Genomic DNA, 18,916 nt, shown 5'->3' with positions numbered 1-18,916 from the left:
CAGCAGTCCCTCGTTTTTGATTTGAAAAGCGAGGGCCGCTTCGCTGCCCAGCGGGAGCAAGCTCCCTCGCCACAGGCGGATTGCCAGTGATATTTGTCAGGTCAGGACCGAAGCGTCTTTACCCAAGCTTTACGCAGCGCTGACCGCCGCTGACCTTGATCTCCGTAATCTGAACTCATCCGGAACGTACCGGGAACGAGACAAGGAGATACACCATGCGCAAGACTCTTATCGCTCTGATGTTCGCTGCCGCTCTGCCAACCGTCGCCATGGCTGTGCCACAGGATGGCGGCCCGATGGGTGGCCCGCTCGACGGCCCACGCCACGGCGGTCAGGTGCACGGCGAGCACGGCAAAGGCCCGTACAGCCAACTCGACCTGTCTCGCGAACAGCGTGATCAGATCCGCAAGATCATGGGCGAGCAGATGCACGAGCGTCGTCAGGTGGTCGAGAAGTACCTGGAAAAACTCTCGCCGGCGGATCAGAAAGCCATGAAGGACGAGATCGCGGCCAACCACAAGAAAGCCGAAGCTGACGTACGCAACCTGTTGAAACCGGATCAACAGAAGAAATTCGACGAGATCCAGAAGAAACAGGCTGAACGCCGCGCCGAATGGGCCGAGTTCAAGGCGTGGAAAGCGCAACAGCCGCAAAAGGCGCAATAATGCGATAACCTCGGACCCGACGGCTAAACGCCGTCGGGTCTGTTGCCACTCAATCCAAATGTGGGAGCGGGCTTGCTCGCGAATGCGGTGTATCAGACAAAGAGATGTTGACTGACACACCGCATTCGCGAGCAAGCCCGCTCCCATATCGTTGGGTTTTTGTTTGATTGGGGATTTTCTGTGCGTTCATTGTTCTGGCGTATTCTTGCGAGCTTCTGGCTGGCCATCGCTCTGGTGGCGGGGCTGTCGATCCTGCTCGGGCACATGCTCAATCAGGACGCGTGGATTCTCAGCCGCCATCCGGGTCTCAACACGCTGGCCGCCGAATGGACGCAAACCTACGAAACCCAGGGCGAAGACGCCGCGCAGGACATCCTCGAACAACGCAAACGCCAATATCACATCGATGTCCAGGTGCTGAACGAGAGCGGCGACCCGGTGGTGCGTGGCACCTTCCCGCGCCGCGCCGCCGCCTTCGAAGCGCGACAGAACAACGATGACCGACGCCTGCCCTGGCGGCGCCTGACCGATGAATCTACCAGCGAAAAAACCGGCGACACCTACCTGTTCATCTTCCGCATCCCGCACCCGGAACTCGACGCCTGGCACCGCGAAAGCCTGCTCTGGCCGCTGAGTGCGCTGGGCATCGCATTGGTGGTGCTGACCCTGTTCAGCTTGCTGGTGACCTTCTCCATCACCCGACCGCTCAGCCGTTTGCGCGGCGCAGTGCATGATCTGGGGCAGACCACCTATCAACAGAACAGCCTGGCGAAACTGGCCAACCGCCGCGACGAGTTCGGCGTGCTGGCCAACGACTTCAACCGCATGGGCGCGCGCCTGCAGAGCCTGATCGGCAGTCAGCGCCAATTGCTGCGCGATGTGTCCCACGAACTGCGCTCACCCTTGGCGCGGCTGCGCATCGCCTTGGCGCTGGCGGAGCGCGCCAACCCCGAAGAACGGGAAAAGCTCTGGCCACGCCTGACCCGCGAATGTGATCGCCTCGAAGCGCTGATCAGCGAGATTCTGGTGCTGGCGCGGGTCGATGCCGACAACGCCAGTGCTGAAGAAGTAGACCTGAATGCGCTGCTCGGCACCCTGCAGAAGGACGCGCAACTTGGCTCACCCGAGCAGACCGTGCTGCTGGACGCCGAACAACACCTGACGCTGACCGGCTGGCCGACCATGATCGAGCGCGCCGTCGATAACCTTTTGCGCAACGCCCAACGCTTCAACCCGGTGGGGCAGGCAATCGAAATGCAGGCCACGCGTCAGGGCGAACGGATTGTGGTGAGCGTGCGCGACCACGGGCCGGGCGTGCAGGCCGAGCACCTGAGCCAGTTGGGCGAACCGTTTTACCGGGCGCCGGGGCAGACGGCGGCGGGACATGGTCTGGGCCTGGCGATTGCCAAGCGCGCGGCGGAGCGCCATGGCGGGAGTCTGCTGCTGGCCAATCATCCGGACGGCGGGTTTATCGCCAGTCTGGAATTGCCGTTAGTGCCGGGCGCCGTCGTGCAACCCTGATCAAAACTGTAGGAGTGAGCCTGCTCGCGATAGCGGTGGATCAGACGAAAATTCATTGACTGATCCACCGCTATCGCGAGCAGGCTCACTCCTACAGTTGATCGGTGGTGTCAGGCCTTGGAAGGCCAGGCGCTGACGAACTCGGCCAGATCAACCTTCTCCGCCACACGCGGTTCTTTCTGCGGCGTGCCGAGGTACAGGAAGGCAATCACCTCTTCGCCTTCCGCCAGACCCAAACCTTTGGCCACATGCTTGGAATACGCCAGATCACCGGTACGCCACACCGCACCAATCCCCTGCGCGTACGCCGCCAGCAGAATCCCGTGCGCCGCACACCCCGCCGCCAGCAACTGCTCGGACTTCGGATACTTGACGTGTTCCTGCAGCTTCGCGATCACCACGACCACCAGCGGCGCACGCAGCGGGCCGTTGCGCGCCTTGTCGATCATCGCTTCAGTGACTTCGCCTTCCTGCATTTGCGCCGCTTCAGCCAGCAACTCACCCATCTGCTCGCGCGCCGCGCCTTCAACAGTCAGGAAGCGATACGGCTGCAGATGCCCGTGATCCGGTGCGCGCAAGGCTGCGCCAAACAGGGCTTCGCGCTGCTCGGCAGTGGGGGCCGGTTCGACCAGTCGTGGAACGGAAACACGGTTGAGCAACGCGTCGAGAGCCTGCATCGGCCACCTCCTGAGAAAAATGTGCGGCTATTCTAGCGGTATCCAGCAACAGGGTGCCGGTTTACATGCCATGCCCCACAGGTAGAATGGCGCCCTTCCTCTATCAGCCCGAGCGGACTTCATGGCGTTGCCGACCTTACGGATCATTGGTTTCATCATCGGCATCTTCCTGATCACCTTGGCCATCGCCATGGTCGTGCCCATGGCCACCCTGGTGATTTTCGAGCGCACCAGCGATCTGCCGTCATTCCTCTGGGCGAGCATGATCACTTTCCTCGCCGGGCTTGCGCTGGTGATTCCCGGGCGCCCCGAACATATCCACCTGCGCCCGCGCGACATGTACCTGCTGACCGTCAGCAGCTGGCTGGTGGTGTGCATTTTCGCCGCGCTGCCGTTTCTCCTGACCCAGCACATCAGCTACACCGACTCGTTCTTCGAAAGCATGTCTGGCATCACCGCCACGGGCTCGACCGTACTCAGCGGGCTGGACAACATGTCACCGGGAATCCTGATGTGGCGCTCGCTGCTGCACTGGCTCGGCGGCATCGGCTTCATCGGCATGGCGGTGGCGATTCTGCCGTTGCTGCGCATCGGTGGCATGCGCCTGTTCCAGACCGAATCGTCCGACCGTTCGGAAAAGGTCATGCCGCGCTCGCACATGGTGGCGCGTTTGATTGTGGCGGCCTACGTCGGCATCACCATCCTCGGCAGCCTGGCGTTCTGGTGGGCCGGGATGAGCCCGTTCGATGCGATCAACCACGCGATGTCGGCGATCTCCACCGGCGGTTTCTCGACCTCCGACCAGTCACTGGCGAAGTGGACGCAACCGGCGGTGCACTGGGTCGCGGTGGTGATCATGATCCTCGGCAGCCTGCCGTTCACCCTGTATGTGGCGACCATGCGCGGCAACCGTCGTGCGCTGATCAAGGATCAGCAGGTGCAGGGTTTGCTCGGCATGTTGCTGGTGACCTGGCTGGTGCTCGGCACCTGGTATTGGTGGACCACCAAGCTGCATTGGCTGGAAGCGCTGCGGCACGTGGCGCTGAACGTGACCTCGGTGGTCACCACCACCGGTTTTGCCCTCGGCGACTACAGCCTGTGGGGCAACTTCTCGTTGATGCTGTTTTTCTATCTGGGCTTTGTCGGCGGCTGCTCCGGCTCGACGGCGGGCGGGATCAAGATCTTCCGTTTTCAGGTCGCCTACATCCTGCTCAAGGCCAACCTGAACCAGTTGATTCACCCGCGCGCGGTGATCAAGCAGAAGTACAACGGCCACCGTCTTGATGAAGAGATCGTGCGTTCGATCCTGACCTTTTCGTTCTTCTTCGCCATCACCATCTGCGTGATCGCCCTGCTGCTGTCGCTGCTCGGCGTCGACTGGATGACCGCGTTGACCGGCGCTGCCAGCACCGTGTCCGGCGTCGGCCCGGGCCTGGGCGAGACCATCGGCCCGGCGGGCAACTTTGCCACCTTGCCGGATGCCGCCAAGTGGATCCTGTCGTTCGGCATGCTGCTTGGCCGACTGGAGATCATTACGGTGTTTGTACTGTGTATTCCGGCCTTTTGGCGTCACTGACTGGCGCCTGCAACAGCCGCGCCCGGTAATCGCCGGGCGTGGTGTCGAACCAGCGGCGGAACGCGCGGAAGAAGTTGCTCGGATCGGCAAACCCCAGCAGATAGGCAATCTCCAGCAGGGTCATGCCTGGCTGTGCCAGATACTGCTCGGCCAGTTCGCGGCGGGTGTCGTCGAGCAACTGCTGAAAACTGGTGCCCTCCTCCTGCAAGCGGCGCTGCAAGGTGCGCTGCGACAGGTGCAGGGTCTGCGCCACCGTATCGCGCTTGGGTTCGCCCTGCGGCAGTAAACGGCACAGCACCTGGCGCGCCTTGTGGGTCACGCGACTTTCAGAGAATCGCGCCAGGTATTCCCCGGCAAACCGGTCGTGCAGCAGCGCCATGGCTTCGTTGGCGGTGGGCAGCGGCGCTTCCATGTCGGCCCGTTCGAAAATCAGCGCGTCGTAAGGCGAGTTGAACATCAAGGGAGCATGGAAAGCTTGCCGGTAGGGTTGCAAGTCTGCGGGCTCGTCGCCCTGAAACAGCACTTTGACCGGATGCAGGGTGCGCCCGGTCAACCAGCCGCACAGGCCCAGCGCGCAGGCCAGCGAGGCTTCAGCGCTCTGCCGGGTCGGTGGCAGGTGATCGCCATGCACCGTCAGAATCAGCGCATAGCCTTCTTCGAGCAGACGAAAACTCAGGTCGGCGCTCTCGGCGATGATCCGCTGATAACGCACCAGGCGTTGAAAGCCTTCGGCCAGGGTGTTGCTCGACATCAAGGCGTAGCCGGCAACGTGGAACGAGGCCGGGCGCACTACTTTGCCCATGTTCAGGCCGATCGCCGGGTTGCCGGACAGCTCGACCGCCCGTTGCCAGAGACGGGTCATGGAATCTTGCGGGAAACGTGCATCCGGATCATCCAGGGCGGCGTAATCGAGCCCCAGTTGCTTGAACAGTACCCGGCAATCCAGGCCGTCCATCTCCAATGCTTTGACAATCCCCATCGCCCAGCTTGCAGAAGTCGTTCGTTCGCTCATGGCGTTATTCTTTTACATGATGGATCGCATGTGACGACCCGATTTGCGAAGGATACTAAAGTGGCGCCCATTGTCACTGGCTGATGCCAGTGTTCACTCTAGACTCAAATAAGCTACCCGCCGAACAACTTGCCGTCAGAACAATAACCACAGAGATCGCAGTCGTGGAAAACATCAAGCAATTCAACACTTTCGCCGAGTTCTACCCGTATTACCTCAGCGAACACGCCAACAGTACCTGCCGACGATTGCATTTCATCGGCACCACGCTGGTGATTTTCATTCTGGCCATGACCATCGCCAAAGGTGCCTGGCTGCTATTGCTGGCCCTGCCGCTGGCCGGTTACAGCTTTGCCTGGATCGGGCATTTCTTCTTTGAAAAGAACCGTCCGGCGACCTTCCAACATCCGCTGTACAGCCTGCTCGGCGATTTCGTCATGTACCGTGACATGATTCTCGGCCGCGTGGCGTTCTGAACCCCGACCCATCTGGAGGCTTGCCGATGAACGCCAATGCCCGCTTCACCCACATGCAGGATGGCACCGAGGAAGACTGGGCGATCATCGCCGCTGACTTCAGTGCCTACGCCCGGCAATTGCCGTCGCGGATCGTCGCGCACCTGAAGTTGCTCGAAGGTGATTTCGGCGGCTTTCAGGTGGATCGCCTGACCCACTCGCTGCAAACCGCGACCCGCGCCTATCGTGACGGCCGCGACGAGGAATACGTGGTCTGCGCGCTGCTGCATGACATCGGCGACACCCTCGGCTCCTACAACCACCCGGACATCGCGGCGGCGATTCTCAAGCCGTTCGTCAGCGCCGAGAACCTGTGGATGGTCGAGAAGCACGGGATCTTTCAGGGCTACTACTTCTTCCATCACCTGGGCATGGATCGGCACCTGCGCGAGCAATTCGCCGCGCATCCGCAGTATCAGGCGACGACGGAATTCTGCGCCAGGTACGATGCGGCGGCGTTTGACCCGGCCTATGAAACCCTGCCGCTGAGTTTCTTCGAACCGATGATGGAACGGCTGTTTGCCCAGCCCAAGCACTCGATCTACAAGGCCGCGATGGAAGAACACTCCCCCGCCTGAGAACACCACAGATCAATGTGGGAGGGGGCTTGCTCCCGAAGGCGGTGTGTCAGATAAACATGTACTTACTGATACACCGCATTCGGGAGCAAGCCCCCTCCCACAGGAGATATCTGGCGTCTAGGCGAGTTCAGCGACCTTGGCCGCCTTGAGCTGCGCCTCCCGCGCCTGTGCATCCGCCAGGCGATACAGCTCGATCGTGCCATCCCAGTGCTCGATCAATGCCGTGCACGATTCCACCCAATCGCCGCAATTGAGGTAATCCACCTCACCGACCTTACGAATCTCGGCATGGTGAATGTGCCCGCAGACCACACCGTGCAATTCTCGCTTCACGCATTCATGGGCGATGGCTTCTTCGAAGTCGCTGATGAAACTCACCGCCGTCTTCACCTTGTGTTTCAGGTACGCCGACAACGACCAGTAACCGTAGCCATAACGGGCACGCCAGTGATTGAGCCAGCGGTTGAGGGTCAGGGTGAATTCGTAGGCCGAATCGCCGAGAAAGGCCAGCCAGCGGTGATAGCGGGTGATCACGTCGAACTGATCGCCATGAATCACCAGCAGGTGCCGGCCATCCGCCGTGACATGCACCGCCTCATCGACCAACTGGATGTTGCCGAGGATCAGCTTCGAATAACGGCGCAGGAACTCATCGTGGTTGCCGGTGACGTAGATCACCTCAGTGCCGCGCTTGCTCATGGTCAGCAAGCGGCGGATCACGTTGGTGTGCGCCTGCGGCCAGTACATGCCGCCGCGCAGCTTCCAGCCGTCGATGATGTCACCGACCAGGTAGATCTTGTCGGCGTGGTAGCCCTTGAGAAATTGCGACAAGTGCTCGGCCTGGCAATCCCGCGTACCCAGGTGCACGTCGGAAATCCACAAGGTACGCACCCGTTGTTTGCGGCTGGGTCTGGCGAGCTCGGCGCTGGTCATGGGCAACCCTCTGCGATGTTTTCGCCACTGTGCACGCGCCCGGTGAATCGACCATGACAGGCAGGCGTCAGTCGTGTGACAGCGCGCAAGTCCGCTACCCCGGTGTAGACTGGCGCTCACTTCGGAGACCTCTGCCATGCGCCCGATCCTCACCCTGCGCCAATACACCCACGACCTGATCGTCCACAGCCACGACCACGCGCAACTGGTGTTCGGTTTGTCCGGCGCGCTGGATTTCGAAGTCGAGGGTCAGGGCAGTCAGGTGCGCCAGCAGAGTTTTGTGGTGGTCCCCGGCGGCGCGCATCACGCGTGCGGCAGCCCCGATGGCAGTCGTTGTCTGGTGCTGGACGTGCCCGACGAGCAATGGCTCAGCGATTCGCTGGGCGAGCACGCCGCGGCCAGTCAGCGCTTGCTCGACCAGCCGGCGCGGTTGTCCCTTGATGCGGGGCAAAGTCAATTGGTCAACTGGCTGGCGAACAGCCCGGTCACTGATCCGCTGATCGCTCAGCAAGGCGCGGTGTTGCTGCTGGCCAGCCTGAATCACGCCAGACCTGGCGAACTCTCGACGCGGCGCCTGCCCTACGCGGCTTTGGATGCGCACATCGAGCAACACGCCGCCTACCCGCTGCAGGTGGCCGATCTGGCGCAGATCGCCGGGCTGTCCAGCGCCCGCCTGCACGCGCGGTTCATGGCTGAATGCGGGCAGACGCCGATGGACTACATTCGCAGCCGGCGCCTGCACAAGGCGGTTTGCCTGTTGCGCGAGACGGCGCTGCCGATCGGCGAGATCGCCAGTCGGGTTGGCTACAGCTCGCAGAGTGCCTTCTCCGCAGCAGTGTTGCGTGAGTTTGGTGCCTCGCCGGGGCAATTGCGTCGCGATTCCTGCGACAAAAAACGCTAGTTCGCCGACAGACTTCCGAGCCGTAACACGCTTCAATGTGCATTCACCTGTAGGAGCTGCCGCAGGCTCGGGCCGCGTTCGGACGATCTTTTGACTTTGACTTTTCAAGATCAAAAGCAAGATCAAAAGATCGCAGCCTGCAGCAGCTCCTACATTGAAACTGTGTTCGGATTAAGGATTGCAATGACTCCGCGTACCGCCCTCGGCGCCCTGCATATCGGCGCTCTGATGTTCGGCCTGACTGGTGTGTTCGGCAAACTCGCGGCCGCCTCGCCGGCGGTGATCGTCTTCGGACGTGCGGCGTTTGCCGTGCTCGCCCTGGCCTTTTTCGCCCGCTTCGCCAGTCAGCACGGCTGGCGGAAACTGCAGGCGGTCGACTGGCGGCGTCTGGCGCTCAGCGGCGTGTTGCTGGCCGGACACTGGGTGAGTTTTTTCATCGCGGTGAAGGTCGCCGGCGTGGCGATTGCGACTCTGGGCTTTGCCAGTTTCCCGGCGTTCACGGTGATTCTTGAAGGGCTGATTTTCCGCGAACGCATCCGCGCCAATGAAATCGTGCTGGTGGTGCTGGTTAGCGTCGGTCTGGTGTTGGTCACCCCGGCGTTCGATCTGGCCAGCGGCGCCACCACCGGGTTGCTCTGGGCGGTGCTGTCGGGCTTGCTGTTCGCCCTGCTGTCGCTGACCAACCGCGCCAGCTCCGGACGCATCCCGGCGGTGCAGGCCGCGCTTTGCCAGAACGTGGTGGTGGCGCTGTGTCTGCTGCCGGTGGCCGCTCCGCAACTGAGCGAAGTACGCGCCCTGGACTGGTTATGGATCGGCCTGCTCGGGGTGTTCTGCACCGGCGTCGCCCACAGCCTGTTCGTCGCCAGCCTCGCGGTGATCAAGGCGCGCACCGCCGCCGTGGTGTTCGCCATGGAGCCGGTTTACGGCATCACCATCGCCTGGCTGCTGTTCAATGAAAACCCGACCGTACGCATGCTGATCGGAGGCGCGCTGATCATCATCGCCATCGTGGTCTCGGCGCGGATGTCAGGCAGCGCCGACAAGAAAACCGTGGCTGCCGAAGCCGCGTCTCACTGAGTGCGATCGTTGTGGCCGAGGTCGCGCTCAGGGTCGATCTGATCGCGCACCCGCTGCTTGAGCACCTTGGCCTCGGGAAAACCGCCATCGGCCTTGCGCTCCCAGATCTGCACATCGTCGCAGCTGATGTGAAATACCCCGCCGGTGCCGGGCACCAGAGACACCTTGCCGAGGTCATCGCCGAAGGTGCTGAGCAGTTCCTGCGCCAGCCACGCAGCGCGCAGCAGCCACTGGCATTGGGTGCAATAAGTGATGACGACTTCCGGTTTTGCAGCAGACATGTTCGCTGAAACTCCTGAGACAGAGGGCGCCGCTATAATAGCCGGCTTTATCGCTTGCCCCGAGACTCACCATGCGCCGTTTGCTGTTCTGCCTGCTGCTTGGCTTCCTGCCCCTCTTTGCTAATGTCATCGTGCATGCCGCCGAAGCCCCCCGCCCCAAAGTCGGCCTGGTGTTGTCCGGTGGTGCCGCCCGTGGCCTGGCGCACATCGGTGTGCTCAAGGCTCTTGAAGAACAAGGGATAAAGATCGACGCGATTGCCGGCACCAGCATGGGTGCGGTGGTCGGTGGCCTGTATGCCTCGGGTTACAAGATCGATGAACTGGAAAAACTCGCGCTGAACATTGACTGGCAGCAGGCACTGTCCGACGCCCCGCCCCGGGAAGACGTGCCGTTTCGCCGCAAGCAGGACGACCGCGATTTTCTGGTGAAACAGCAACTGAGTTTTCGCGATGACGGTAGCCTCGGCCTGCCGCTGGGAGTGATTCAGGGCCAGAACCTGGCGCTGATGCTGGAAAGCCTGTTGGCGCACACCAGTGACACCCGCGACTTCGACAAACTGCCGATCCCGTTCCGCGCCGTCGCCACCGACATCGCCAACGGCGAAAAAGTGGTGTTCCGCAAAGGCCACCTGCCGCAGGTGATCCGCGCCAGCATGTCGATTCCGGCGGTGTTCGCCCCGGTCGAACTGGACGGGCGGCTACTGGTGGACGGCGGCATGACCGACAACATCCCGCTCGACGTCGCGCGGGAAATGGGCGTCGATGTGGCGATCGTGGTCGACATCGGCACGCCGCTGCGCAACCGCAAGCAACTGGCCACCGTGGTCGACGTGCTGAACCAGTCGATCACCCTGATGACCCGGCGCAACTCCGAAGAACAACTGGCCGCCCTCAAACCCACCGACGTGCTGATCCAGCCGGCGCTGGCGGCGTTCGGCGTCACCGACTTCGGCAAAGCCCAGGAGATGATCGACGCCGGTTACCGCGCCACGCGAATTCTCGACGCCCGCCTCGCTCAGCTCAAACCTCACGAATCCCAAGACGCCGAACTCAATGCCGCCCGCGCCCCGGGTCAGCGCACCCCAATCATCACCGCGATCAGGGTCGAGAACGATTCGAAAGTCGGCGATGAAGTGATCCGCTATTACATCCGCCAGCCGATCGGCGAGCCGCTGGACCTCGGTCGGCTGCACTCGGACATGGGCACGCTATACGGCCTCGACTACTTCGAACAGGTGCAGTACCGCGTGGTGCACAAGGGTCAGGATCACACGCTGGTGATCAGCGCCCGGGGCAAACGCAGCGGCACCGATTACCTGCGGGTCGGCCTGAACCTGTCAGATGACATGCGCGGTGACAGCGCCTTCAACCTCGGCGCCAGTTACCGCATCAACGGCATCAACCGCCTCGGCGCGGAATGGCTGACCCGCGCACAAATCGGCGACAAGCAGGAACTGTATACCGAGTTCTATCAGCCGCTGGACGTTGGCTCGCGCTACTTCGTCGCGCCGTATGCTGCGTTTGAGGCGCAGAACGTCGATGCCGTGCTCGACAACGATCCGATCGCCCAATACCGCGTCGAACGCTACGGTTTCGGCCTCAATTTCGGCCGACAGATCGGCAACAACGGCGAAATCCGCTTCGGGGTTGGCGAGGCCTGGGGCAAGGCGGACGTGCGAATCGGTGATCAGGACCTGCCGAGGGAAAACTTCACTGAAGGTTTCTACTCGCTGAAGTACTCGTACGACTCGCTGGACAACGTCTACTTCCCCCACGAGGGCAAGGACGTCAGCCTGACCCTGCTGCAATTCGAACCAAGCCTGGGCTCGGACACGCGCTACCGGCAGTGGGAATTCAAACTCGACAAAGCCATGAGCCATGGTCCGGATACGCTGATTCTCGGCGGGCGCTACGGCCGAACGCTGAACGACGCCAACGTGGTGACGTCGAGCTTCCTGCTCGGCGGTGCACGGCAGTTGTCGGGCTTTCGCGAGGATTCGATTTCCGGGCAGAACGTCAGCCTGATGCGCGCGGTGTATTACCGCCGGTTGACACCGCGCGCCTACCTGCCCCTGGACTTCCCGCTGTATGCCGGGGCGTCGCTGGAACGTGGGCGGGCGTGGAACAACGACAATGAATTCGACAGCGGCTACATCAATGCCGCCAGTGTGTTTATCGGCTTCGATACGCCGCTGGGGCCGCTGAACTTCACCTACGGTCTGAATGATGCGAACGAGCAGGCGGTTTATCTGAATCTGGGGCAGACGTTCTGATCATTCGGGTGGATCTATGGTGCCTGCCAGGCCGCCTTCGCGAGCAAGCCCGCTCCCACACTGGAACGCATTCCAACTGTGGGAGCGGGCTTGCTCGCGAAGGCGATAGTTCAGTCAGCGAACAATTCCGCTGACTCAACCTTCAGCGAATCCCCGCCAATAACGTCCGCGCCGTTTGCTTGAGGGGTTCATCCCCTTCCTTGAGCAATTCGTTGAGCAAGGCAATCGCGCTGTCGATATCCCCATCATCAATGCAGGTCTGCGCCTGTTCGAGTTTCACTGACCCGACAGCAGGTTCCGGCTCCTGCAACGTCAGCGGCTCCAGCGCCAGAGTGGACGGAGGATCGCCGAACGCATTGAGAAAGTCATCGTCCAGCGGCTGCGCGTCCGGTTCGGGGATCCACTCCAGCTCCGCCTCTTCGCTGGCCACTGTTTCGGGCAACTCGAAATCCGCTGGCAGGATTTCAAGCCCCGAATTCGATGCAGACGGATCCACGTGCTGCTCAGGTGCCGAACGACTGTCCTCAAGATCCCAACTGGACGCCATCGACAGCTCACCCAGATTCAATTCGAAATCATCCTCGGGCGCCGGTGGCGCAGGAGCGGCCACTGCCGCAGCAGCGACGATCGGCAATACCGGTGTGATCGGCGCAGCGCTGTTCAATTTCGGATGCCGTTCACGGATCGCGGCCAATTGCTGAGGATCAACCCCTGCCCCACGCAACTGGTTTTCCTGTTGCTCATAAGCGGCGCTGTCACCCTGACGCCCCAGCACTTCGAGCAACTGCACGCCCAGATCGATGCGCTCCGGCTCCTTGTCCAGGGCATTGCGCAGCAACCCGACGGCCTCGTTCAGTCGCCCGTAAGCCAGATAGATCCCCACCGCTTCCAGCACATCGCCTGCCGCCGGTTCTTCACGATGTTCGTGCGCTGCGCCGAGGCTGGGCGAGGCTGTGGTGGGTGTGTCATCCAGATCTGGCGCGAGACCTGTCGGGGCCAGCGCCAGCGGCGCTGCATCCTGAACCCGTTGACGGCGACGGCGCACGAACAGCACGCCCCCCAACAGGCCCAGCAACAGCAGCAAACCACCGAGCAACGGCCAATTGAGGCCATCGTCTTCAGCTGGCGGCGCTGGGGTTGCTGCGGGCGCAGGTGGCGGCGGCGTAACGGCCGGTGCCGGGGGCTTTTGCAACTCGCTCAAACGCGTTTGCAGATCACTGACGTGCTTTCTACCGTCAGCAATCTGCACTTCCTGCGTTTGCAGTTTGACGTTGAGTTCGTCGACGGTCTTCTGCAGTTGCTGATTGAGCAACACGCTGGCCGCCAATTGCTCGGCCAAGGCATCGCTGACGGGCGCAGCCGCCGCTGGCGATGCCGGCGCAGAAGGCGGCGCATCGCGTTTACCCTGGGCAGCCTGCGGGGCCGCCGTGGCAGGTTCGACGGTGGGGAATTCAGAGGATTGCGGACGTGGATCGGGTTCGTCCGTGGCCGGTATGATCCCCGGCGATCCGGGCGGATCGATCAGCAGCGTGTACTCGCGCAACAAGCGGCCATTGGGCTGATCGAGCTGCACCAGAAAATTCAGATAGGGTTCATTGACCGGCTTGCGCGAGGTCACCCGGATCATCTGGCGATTGCCATGCAGGATCGGGGTGAACTTGAGGTCGTTGAGAAAAAACACCCGCTCGACCCCGGCCCGGCCGAACTCATCCGCCGTGGCCAGGCTGGCCGAGAGGTCGCTGGCACTGAGGCCCGCGGCATCCACCAGCGCGATGTCGGCCTTGAGCGGCTGATTGAGGCCCGAGTGGACGGTGATGTCGCCCAGCCCCAGTGCCATCGACCAGGTCGAATAGCAGAATACGCCAGCGACCAGCAGCCATTTGGCGCTACCGCGCAGTACCACGTGCCGACTTGCGTGCATGAGCATCCCTTAAATAAGCAAAACCGGTTTCTATGCGTTCGCACATCCGGTACGAACACGATATTGCCCAGTAGTTCTTATAGTCTGCTCAGCGCGATCCCTCAAAAAACCGGCACGCGGTTATGCCTCAAGATTTTTCCAGGTTGGCCAGAATGTGCCCGTGAACGCGCATGCACACCTTCAGATCCGCCTCGTCGACGCCTTCGAACAATTCGTGGCGCAGTTGCGTGGCAATGGTTTCGATTTGTTCGATCAGCGGCAGCGCGGGCGCGCAGAGGACGATTTTTTTCGCCCGACGGTCTTCCATCACTGACTGACGTTGCACCAGGCCCTGGCTTTCCAGGCTGTCGAGCAAGCGCGCGAGGGTCGGCCCTTCGACACCGACGCTTTGCGCCAGCTCGCGTTGGGTCGGCGCGTCTTCGAAACGCGCCAGATGCAGCAGCACCAGCCAGCGTGCCTGGGACAAACCCAGACCGGCCAGCCGGCGGTCCAGTTCGGCGCGCCAGCCACGGGACATCTGGGCCAGTTGCATGCCAAAGCGGTGTTGATCGGTTAACGGCATAAAGCACTCATGAGTAGACTGACAAATAGAGAAAAACTAATTATTAGTCAGCTAAGCATGACATTTGGCTATAGGCAAGAGCCGATCCGTACTGAATCGTTACAACTGTCTGACGGTTGGCGCAATCGCCGTCTTACATTTCGAATTCAGATTGCAGCGCAGCCCTTACGCAGTAAAGAACGCCTTCCGGAACCCGACCGGCGAACAGCTCAGCCACTTCAGCGACAGACGGCAATTCGCCCTCGCCATCGAGGAACGCGTCCTGCACTTCGCCCATCAGTTCTTCCGGCAAATCCAGCGCCTGCTCCAGCGACAATTGCTGCTTGCCAATGGCCTCGGCAAGCATGCTGTAGACGTTCTTTTCCGAGCACTGCAGCTGCCCGGCGATCTGCATCGGGGTCATGCCGGCGCGGGCCAGGGTGATCAGTTCGTGACGCACGTCGGCCACCACTTTCGGCGCTTCGGCCTCCCCGCCGAGCACTTCGAGGAAGGCCTCGCCGTAACGTTCCAGCTTGCGCGCACCGACACCGCTGACCCGGGCCATGTCGGCCAGCGAGGTCGGCTGGCTGCGGAGCATTTCCAGCAGGGTCGAGTCGGGGAAGATGACGTACGGCGGCACACCGTGTTCTTCGGCGAGTTTACGCCGCAGCGCGCGCAAGGCTTCCCACTGTTCGCGCTCTTCGCCACGCACCAACTGACTGGCCGGGCTCTTGCTGGCGGTCTTGGCGGTGACCTGCGGCTTGAGGTCGCGGCGCAGCTCCAGGCTCACTTCACCCTTGAGCAATGGCCGGCAGGTGTCGCTCAGGCGCAGACCGCCATAACCTTCATGATCGACATCAGCCAGGCCACGGGCCACCAGTTGCCGGAACAGCGAGCGCCATTCGCTCTCGCTCAACGCCTTGCCTACGCCGTACACCGACAGGTGCTGATGGCCAAAGCTGCGCACCTTTTCGTTGTCCTTGCCCAGCAACACGTCCACCAGATGGCCGACGCCATAGCGCTGGCCGGTGCGATAGATCGCCGACAGCGCCTGGCGCGCCGGCTCGGTGGCGTCCCAGGTCTGCACGCCGTCGACGCAGTTGTCGCAGTGGCCGCAAGGCTCGGGCATGTCTTCGTCGAAATACGCCAGCAAGGTCTGCCGGCGGCAGCGGGTTTCTTCGCAAAGCGAGAGCATCGCGTCGAGCTTGTGCTGCTCCAGACGCTTGTGGCGCTCGTCGCCCTCGGAGTTCTGCAGCATCTGCTTGAGCATCACCACGTCTTGCAGACCGTAAGCCATCCACGCATCCGCCGGCAGGCCATCACGGCCGCCGCGCCCGGTTTCCTGGTAATAGGCTTCAAGGGATTTCGGCAGATCGAGGTGCGCGACGAAACGCACGTTGGGCTTGTCGATGCCCATGCCGAACGCCACGGTGGCGACCATGATCAGACCTTCCTCGTTGAGGAAGCGCTTCTGGTGATAGGCGCGCAGATCATTGGGCAAACCGGCGTGATACGGCAGCGCCGGGAAGCCCTGCTCGCTGAGGAACGCGGCAACTTCTTCAACCTTCTTGCGCGACAGGCAATAGACGATGCCGGCATCGCTGCGCCGTTCGGCAAGGAACGCGAGCAACTGCTTGCGCGGCTGCTCCTTGGGCACGATGCGGTAGAAAATATTCGGCCGGTCGAAGCTCGACAGGAAGCGCTCGGCGTTCTGCAGGTGCAGGCGGGTGACGATTTCTTCGCGGGTACGCTTGTCGGCGGTGGCAGTCAGGGCGATGCGCGGTACGTCGGGGAACATTTCCGCCAACTGGCCCAGTTGCAGGTATTCCGGACGGAAGTCGTGGCCCCATTGCGACACGCAGTGCGCTTCGTCGATGGCGAACAGCGCGATGTTCAAGCCTTGCAGGAACGACAGCATGCGCGGCTGCACCAGACGCTCGGGCGCCAGATAGAGCATTTTCACTTCGCCACGTTTGATTCGCGCGGCGAGGTCACGCTGCTGCTCGGCGCTCAACGTGGAGTTCAGTGCCGCCGCAGCCACGCCGAGCTCTTCGAGGGTGGCGACCTGATCGTCCATCAAGGCGATCAGCGGCGACACCACCACCGCCAGGCCTTCGCGCAACAGCGCCGGCACCTGGAAGCACAGGGATTTGCCGCCACCGGTAGGCATCAGCACCAGCGCATCACCGCCGCTGGCCACGCGCTCAATGATTGCACCCTGACGGCCACGGAAACTGTCGTAGCCGAAGATGTCCTTGAGGACGCGTTGAGCCTGTTCGAGCATAAAAACTCCAAAAATCTACCGAAACATCCCTGCACAGGCTGGTTCAGGACAGCCACAGCTGCTTAAACAAAACGTAAGAGCGCGTTGCCAGACCACCGCAATACGAGCAGGGAGCGCAAAACGCGGCAGTATACCCGAGCGTTCCCCGGCACAGGGTGCCGCTGATAAGACTCCGCTAGCCGCCAACACGAAAACCCTGTGGGAGCGGCGGTGCGACGAATCGACTTGCTCGCGAAGGCGGCGTGCCAGTCGATACAAAAGTGTCTGATACACCGTATTCGCGAGCAAGCCCGCTCCCACAGGGATATTCGTGTTGCCTGTAATTGCGGCAAATCTGCCGTGCGGCTGGCTTGAGCGAGCAAGAAGGCCTAGAATTCCCGCATTGTTTATTCCCCCAAGGTAGCCCCGTAATGTCCTTCGCTGAGCAACTAACCCGCCTGCAAGTCTTTCTCGACGCCGACGAGCTGCACGAAGAGGCGCTGGATTACGTGGCCGCCCACGGTTACCTGACCGCCCTGTCGATCTGTGCAGAAGACGTACCGGAGCGTGAGTGGATCGACGCTCTGTTCGCCGAAGAGCCGCATTACAGCAGCGAGGCCCAGCGCGAAGAAATCGAAGCCACGCTGATCGGCCTCAAGGCACACATCGCCCGCCAACTGGCGTCCGACGAAGAATTCGAACTGCCGTGTGACCTGGACCTGGGCGACGAACCGGACGACTCCGAACTGCGCGGCTGGTGCATCGGTTTCATGGAAGGCGTATTCCTGCGTGAAGCGGCCTGGTTCGAGACCGCTGAAGAAGAAGTCAGCGAAATGCTCCTGCCGATCATGGTCGGTTCCGGCCTGTTCGACGAACAGCCAGAGTTCGAAGACATCGCCAAGGACGCCAACCTGATGGACGACATGATCGTGCAGATCCCGGAAGCCCTGACCGCGCTGTACCTGCTGTGCCAGGCCCCGGACGAAAAACCGGCGATCCTCAAGCCACGTCACCATTAAGCCCCAGCCTATGGACAACCCCATAGGCAACCGCCCCCTGATGTTGCGCTACATCCTGCTGGCCGTCGGCTGGCTCAGCGTGGCATTGGGGGTGATCGGGATTTTCCTGCCTGTTCTGCCCACCACCCCTTTCCTTTTGCTGGCGGCCGCCTGCTTCGCGCGCAGCTCTCCGCGTTTCTATCAATGGCTGGTCGAACACCCGAAGCTCGGGCCATGGATTCGTGACTACCTCGACGGCAACGGCATACCGCTCAAGGGCAAGGTCTACGCGATCGGCTTGATGTGGGCGAGCATTCTGTTTTCGTGTTACCTGGTGCCGCTGCCGTGGGCGCGGGGGTTCATGTTGACCAGCGCGGTGTTGGTGACGGTGTACATCCTTCGCCAAAAGACTTTGAATAAATCCTGAATACCGCCGCCCCCGCTACATCTGCATTTATCCCCGATACAGCGCCTCAGGCTGTCTATCTCCTGGGTTTTGAGCCAGTTACCCAAGTGCCCCGCCACTGACCGCTCGTCGGAAAAAACCTCCTACCTGTTATTTCTGACAGTAGTCAACGCAGCAGCTTCAGCGCTGAATGGACTCCATCGCTCTTGTCCCCGACAGCTCGAAGGAGTGCCCCATCATGTTCGTCAAGCCCAAGAAGAAAATCCCTGTTCCCTTGGCACTGCTGGCCCCGCTAGTCCCCGGGCGCCTCCTGCCTTCCGGCCAGTGGGGGATCAACCGGGCGGCGGCGCTGCTCAATTTTCCCGATGACGGTCTGCAAGTCGTGATCCCCGTCTGGGCCACCAAGGCTGTTGGAGATACCGTCAAGCTGCTGCTCAATGACCGTGAGGTCGACGGGCGCCCCATCATTGACGAGACCGAGCTCAAGCAACCGACCCTCTTGTGGGTGGCTCCCCGTCATCTGCAGACAGATCCTTACGAACTCACCTACGAAATCAAACAGCCCAATCAAAAAGAAGAGCGTCCGGACACCCCTCTCAACCTCTACGTCAAACTGGAAATCCCCGCTGGCCAGGATACCGACCCGGACCCCGGCAGCCACTCCAACCTGTACATGTACATTCCCCCGGAAATCGTCAACGACGGCGTGGACAAAGACGTTGCCGAAGCGGGGGTGCCGATTGTCATCAGGTCCGAGTCCGGCAGCGGCTTGCCT

At 61.7% G+C, this 18,916-nt stretch carries 17 protein-coding genes and 1 pseudogene; 11 read left to right on the top strand and 7 right to left on the bottom strand.

The window, feature by feature from the left end:
* The first annotated feature begins 215 nt into the window (after window positions 1–215).
* Both CKW11_RS21565 and CKW11_RS21560 read left to right on the top strand, forming a co-directional pair.
* The gene (locus tag CKW11_RS21565; RefSeq protein WP_095139329.1) at window positions 216–665 is read left to right on the top strand and encodes a Spy/CpxP family protein refolding chaperone; all 450 of its coding nucleotides are present in this window, start codon (window positions 216–218) and stop codon (window positions 663–665) included.
* 180 nt (window positions 666–845) lie between these two features.
* A complete protein-coding gene (locus tag CKW11_RS21560) occupies window positions 846–2,186 on the top strand; it encodes a cell wall metabolism sensor histidine kinase WalK (RefSeq protein ID WP_095139328.1) in 1,341 nt (446 codons plus the stop codon).
* A 110-nt stretch (window positions 2,187–2,296) separates the two neighbouring features.
* Here the strand turns inward: CKW11_RS21560 and CKW11_RS21555 are convergent, their stop codons facing one another.
* The gene (locus tag CKW11_RS21555; protein ID WP_095139327.1) at window positions 2,297–2,863 is read right to left on the bottom strand and encodes a nitroreductase family protein; all 567 of its coding nucleotides are present in this window, start codon (window positions 2,861–2,863) and stop codon (window positions 2,297–2,299) included.
* Window positions 2,864–2,984: 121 nt separating this feature from the next.
* Between CKW11_RS21555 and CKW11_RS21550 the strand changes: the two genes are divergently transcribed.
* A complete protein-coding gene (locus CKW11_RS21550) occupies window positions 2,985–4,439 on the top strand; it encodes a TrkH family potassium uptake protein (protein WP_095139326.1) in 1,455 nt (484 codons plus the stop codon).
* On the opposite strand, the gene CKW11_RS21545 is transcribed toward CKW11_RS21550, so the two are convergent.
* Window positions 4,396–5,451, bottom strand: coding sequence for an AraC family transcriptional regulator (locus CKW11_RS21545; protein ID WP_208101423.1), 1,056 nt, complete (start codon window positions 5,449–5,451; stop codon window positions 4,396–4,398). The genes CKW11_RS21550 and CKW11_RS21545 overlap by 44 nt on opposite strands.
* Window positions 5,452–5,615: 164 nt before the next feature.
* Here CKW11_RS21545 and CKW11_RS21540 point away from each other — a divergent pair, with 164 nt between their 5' ends.
* Window positions 5,616–5,927: a DUF962 domain-containing protein gene (locus CKW11_RS21540; protein WP_095139324.1), complete on the top strand. Its 312-nt coding sequence runs from the start codon at window positions 5,616–5,618 to the stop codon at window positions 5,925–5,927.
* A 26-nt stretch (window positions 5,928–5,953) separates the two neighbouring features.
* Entirely contained in the window at window positions 5,954–6,544 is a 591-nt protein-coding gene (locus CKW11_RS21535) for an HD domain-containing protein (protein ID WP_095139323.1), read from the top strand.
* Between the two features lie 120 nt (window positions 6,545–6,664).
* On the opposite strand, the gene CKW11_RS21530 is transcribed toward CKW11_RS21535, so the two are convergent.
* Window positions 6,665–7,480 carry a UDP-2,3-diacylglucosamine diphosphatase gene (locus CKW11_RS21530; RefSeq protein ID WP_047292436.1) on the bottom strand — a complete coding sequence of 272 codons (816 nt, stop codon included), beginning with the start codon at window positions 7,478–7,480 and terminating at the stop codon, window positions 6,665–6,667.
* A gap of 136 nt (window positions 7,481–7,616) precedes the next feature.
* Here CKW11_RS21530 and CKW11_RS21525 point away from each other — a divergent pair, with 136 nt between their 5' ends.
* Complete coding sequence (locus tag CKW11_RS21525; RefSeq protein ID WP_095139322.1) at window positions 7,617–8,381, top strand: AraC family transcriptional regulator; 765 nt, start codon at window positions 7,617–7,619, stop codon at window positions 8,379–8,381.
* 183 nt (window positions 8,382–8,564) lie between these two features.
* On the top strand, window positions 8,565–9,458 hold the full coding sequence (locus CKW11_RS21520; protein WP_095139321.1) for a DMT family transporter: 894 nt from the start codon (window positions 8,565–8,567) through the stop codon (window positions 9,456–9,458).
* On the opposite strand, the gene CKW11_RS21515 is transcribed toward CKW11_RS21520, so the two are convergent.
* Window positions 9,452–9,739, bottom strand: coding sequence for a SelT/SelW/SelH family protein (locus CKW11_RS21515; protein ID WP_095139320.1), 288 nt, complete (start codon window positions 9,737–9,739; stop codon window positions 9,452–9,454). The genes CKW11_RS21520 and CKW11_RS21515 overlap by 7 nt on opposite strands.
* 71 nt (window positions 9,740–9,810) lie before the next feature.
* Between CKW11_RS21515 and CKW11_RS21510 the strand changes: the two genes are divergently transcribed.
* A complete protein-coding gene (locus CKW11_RS21510) occupies window positions 9,811–12,012 on the top strand; it encodes a patatin-like phospholipase family protein (RefSeq protein ID WP_095139319.1) in 2,202 nt (733 codons plus the stop codon).
* A gap of 142 nt (window positions 12,013–12,154) precedes the next feature.
* On the opposite strand, the gene CKW11_RS21505 is transcribed toward CKW11_RS21510, so the two are convergent.
* The 3 genes from CKW11_RS21505 to recQ all read right to left on the bottom strand — a co-directional run bounded on the left by CKW11_RS21505 (window position 12,155) and on the right by recQ (window position 16,758).
* A complete protein-coding gene (locus CKW11_RS21505; RefSeq protein WP_095139458.1) occupies window positions 12,155–13,933 on the bottom strand; it encodes a FimV/HubP family polar landmark protein in 1,779 nt (592 codons plus the stop codon).
* Window positions 13,934–14,060: 127 nt separating this feature from the next.
* Window positions 14,061–14,495, bottom strand: a complete 435-nt coding sequence (locus CKW11_RS21500) for a MarR family transcriptional regulator (RefSeq protein ID WP_007962151.1) — start codon at window positions 14,493–14,495, stop codon at window positions 14,061–14,063.
* A gap of 133 nt (window positions 14,496–14,628) precedes the next feature.
* Window positions 14,629–16,758: a DNA helicase RecQ gene (gene recQ / locus CKW11_RS21495; RefSeq protein WP_095139318.1), complete on the bottom strand. Its 2,130-nt coding sequence runs from the start codon at window positions 16,756–16,758 to the stop codon at window positions 14,629–14,631.
* A gap of 410 nt (window positions 16,759–17,168) precedes the next feature.
* Between recQ and CKW11_RS21490 the strand changes: the two genes are divergently transcribed.
* From CKW11_RS21490 to CKW11_RS21480, 3 genes and pseudogenes are all read left to right on the top strand, one after another.
* Entirely contained in the window at window positions 17,169–17,756 is a 588-nt protein-coding gene (locus tag CKW11_RS21490) for a YecA family protein (protein ID WP_007962155.1), read from the top strand.
* A gap of 10 nt (window positions 17,757–17,766) precedes the next feature.
* Entirely contained in the window at window positions 17,767–18,162 is a 396-nt protein-coding gene (locus CKW11_RS21485) for a YbaN family protein (protein ID WP_095139317.1), read from the top strand.
* Between the two features lie 217 nt (window positions 18,163–18,379).
* Window positions 18,380–18,916 (top strand): annotated as a pseudogene (locus tag CKW11_RS21480) (hypothetical protein); the annotation flags it as partial.

The sequence above is a fragment of the Pseudomonas sp. Irchel s3a10 genome (assembly GCF_900187525.1).
GTDB lineage: Bacteria > Pseudomonadota > Gammaproteobacteria > Pseudomonadales > Pseudomonadaceae > Aquipseudomonas > Aquipseudomonas koreensis_G.
Note: the sequence above shows the minus strand (reverse complement) of the source record. Positions and strands in the feature narration are given on the sequence as shown.